At 76.0% G+C, this 2,617-nt stretch carries 3 protein-coding genes; 2 read left to right on the plus strand and 1 reads right to left on the minus strand.

What is annotated here, in order from left to right; genetic code table 11:
• Nucleotides 1–44: 44 nt before the first annotated feature.
• Complete coding sequence (locus tag AC1MIR_RS07930; protein ID WP_480027633.1) at nucleotides 45–1,040, plus strand: hypothetical protein; 996 nt, start codon at nucleotides 45–47, stop codon at nucleotides 1,038–1,040.
• 34 nt (nucleotides 1,041–1,074) lie between these two features.
• On the opposite strand, the gene AC1MIR_RS07935 is transcribed toward AC1MIR_RS07930, so the two are convergent.
• Complete coding sequence (locus AC1MIR_RS07935; RefSeq protein WP_480027634.1) at nucleotides 1,075–2,127, minus strand: AbrB family transcriptional regulator; 1,053 nt, start codon at nucleotides 2,125–2,127, stop codon at nucleotides 1,075–1,077.
• Nucleotides 2,128–2,289: 162 nt separating this feature from the next.
• Here AC1MIR_RS07935 and AC1MIR_RS07940 point away from each other — a divergent pair, with 162 nt between their 5' ends.
• The gene (locus AC1MIR_RS07940) at nucleotides 2,290–2,556 is read left to right on the plus strand and encodes a hypothetical protein (protein WP_480027635.1); all 267 of its coding nucleotides are present in this window, start codon (nucleotides 2,290–2,292) and stop codon (nucleotides 2,554–2,556) included.
• The last annotated feature ends 61 nt before the right edge of the window (nucleotides 2,557–2,617 follow it).

Raw genomic sequence — 2,617 nt, forward strand, 5'->3', positions numbered from 1 at the left:
CGCGGGGTCTAGGTGTCGCCGTGAACCGAGGGGAGGCCAAAGGGATGACCCATCCATCCGCCACCCGCCGGGGCGTGATCGGCGGCCTTCTGGCCGCGGCAGCGGCGCGCCCCCTGGCGGCGGCGACGACCGTGCCGGAAGCCGCCACGCTGCTCGCCCCCGGCCCAGAGGAGGGTGCCGCCGCCAGCTACGCCCAGCGCGCGGCCCGCGGCCTGGCGCGCGGCCTGGTGCATGCCACCGCCATGCGCGTCAGCGTGCTCGGCGGGGCGGACGGCATCACCGCCGCCAACCGCTTTGCCGTGGCGACGCCCGGCGATGGGCGGATGCTGCTGGCACTGCCGGGCCAGGCGGCGCAGGCGCTGCTGATCGGCGACCCGCGCGCCCGCTTCGAGCCCCGGCCCTGGCCGGCGGTCACCGGCAGCCTGGCGCCCGCGATGCTCGCCGGCCGCGGTGCGCTGGCCGCGTCCCATCCGGCGCGGCTCGCCTTGCCCGGCCCCGGCGCGCCGGAGGCTGCGGGCCTGCTCGCGCTCGACCTGCTCGGCCGCGCCGCTACGCCGGTGTTCCTGCCATCCGCCATGGCGCCGGAAGCGGCGATCGCGGTGGGCTCGGCCGACGCGATGGTCCTGGTCGGCGCCGAGGCCGGCGCGCGGGCCGCGGCGCTGGGCCTGACGCCCTGGCTTGCCTTCGATCTCGCGGCTGGCGGACGCGATCCCTTGCTGCCCGATGTGCCGACGCTGGCCGAGGTGCTGGCCGATCCGTCGCATCCCGACCTGCTGGCCGGCTGCCGCGCCGCCGCAGCGGCGTTGCGCGCGCGCGCCGTGGTGGTGCTGCCGGCGCTGACCCCGGCCGATTCGGTCGCGCTGTGGCGCGCCGCGGCCCGCCGGTGGGGCGAGAACGAGCCGGATGCGGCCGAGGCCGGCGCCCATCGGGTGCATGCGCAGGCGGCGGCCGACGTGCTGGCGACGCTCTGCCCGGGCCCGGGGCCGATGCTGGCCTATCGCGAGTGGCTGCACCGGCGGCTGCGCTTCCAGGCCGGCTGACCCGGCGGGCTGACGCGGGAGGGGCTGGCCGTCCTCAGGCCAGCCGCAGCCGCACCAGCAGGCGCCAGATCGGCAGCACGAAGATGTTGCAGATCAGCGTGCGCACGAGGTGGAAGCCCAGCACCAGCGGCACGCCGACCTCCAGCGCCTTCGCCGTGATCGTCATCTCCGGCATGCCGCCCGGCGACATGCCGAGCACCACGGCGGCCAGCGGCAGGCCCGAGACGGCGCCGAGGCCGATCGCCAGCAGCGCCATCAGCGCGATCAGCAGCAGCGTCGTCAGCACCGCCGTCTGCGCGACCCGGCGGGAGGAGAGGATGAAGCTGCGGCTCATCCGCGCGCCGAGCGCCATGCCCATGCCGATCTGCGCCGCATTCACCATCCAGACCGGGACGCCCGAGGGCAGCAGGCCGAAGGCGGAGAGCAGGATCACCAGCACGCAGGGGCCGATCATCCAGGGATTGGCAAGGCCCGTGCGCGTCATCGCCAGCGCCGCCGCCGTGCCCAGCGTCACCAGCAGCGCCAGGCCGCCGAGATGCACCGCAGGCCGTTCGGTGAAGAAGACGCCGGCGCCGCCATGCGGCGCGAGCCAGGTGACCAGCGGCGGGACGACGACCACCACCACCATCACGCGGATGGTCTGCGCCAGCGTCACGGCCGGCACCGAGACGCCGGCGCGCTGGGCCAGGATCGCCATCACGATCACGCCACCCGGGACCGAGGCGTAGTAGCCGGTCTCCGAATCGGTGCCGGCCATGCGCGCAAAGACCCGCGCGGTCAGCGCGCCGGCCATGATGGCCAGGAAGGCGCCCAGCACGAGCCAGGGCAGGGCGAGGGCGAGCGCCGCCATCACCGGCTGGGTGAAGGTCTGCCCCAGCCCCAGCCCGAGGAAGATCAGCGCGACCGGGCGGGTCGGCTTGGCGACCGCCGCGCGCTCGGTCCAGGCCAGCGCGCCGGTCGCGGCCATCGCACCCAGCATCCAGGCCAGCGGGATGTGCAGCAGCGAGAACAGCGTGCCGCCCAGCACGGCGGCCGCGGCGGTCCACAGATAGGGCAATGAGCGGGGATCGAGCAGACGAGACAACACGGGGGCTTCCGGGTCCACCTTCGGCCCGCCGGCCGGGCACGTCAAACCGGGCCGGGCTCAACCTTTCCTTCATCGTCGTCGCATAGGCTGAGCGATGGCCGCGCGATGATCCCCCGCGTGGTGTCGCAGGCCAGGATGGCGCCGAGGATTCGTCGTGCCGCCATGATCCCCGATCCCGCCGCCCCCGCACCGCCCCGCGCACTCGCCCGCCAGCCCGAGGCGCCGCGCCCCGCCTCAGAGGAAGCGCAGGCGTCGCCGGCGCCGCCCGTGCCCAATCCGAGCGTCCGCATCGACAGCGCGCTGAACCTGGTCGTGCTGGAGTTCCGCGACGCGAAGGGCGAGGTGCGCACGATCCCGACCGCGCGCGAGCTGGATGCCTATCGCAACGCGCCGCCCGAGGCGGCGCCCGCGCGCGCCGGCGGGCGGTAGCCCGGCCGGGGGTCGGTGAAACGCAGCGGCGCCGCCCCCCCCCCCACCGCGCGGGGGCGGG

It is taken from the genome of Falsiroseomonas sp. RANM36 (genome assembly GCF_056682175.1).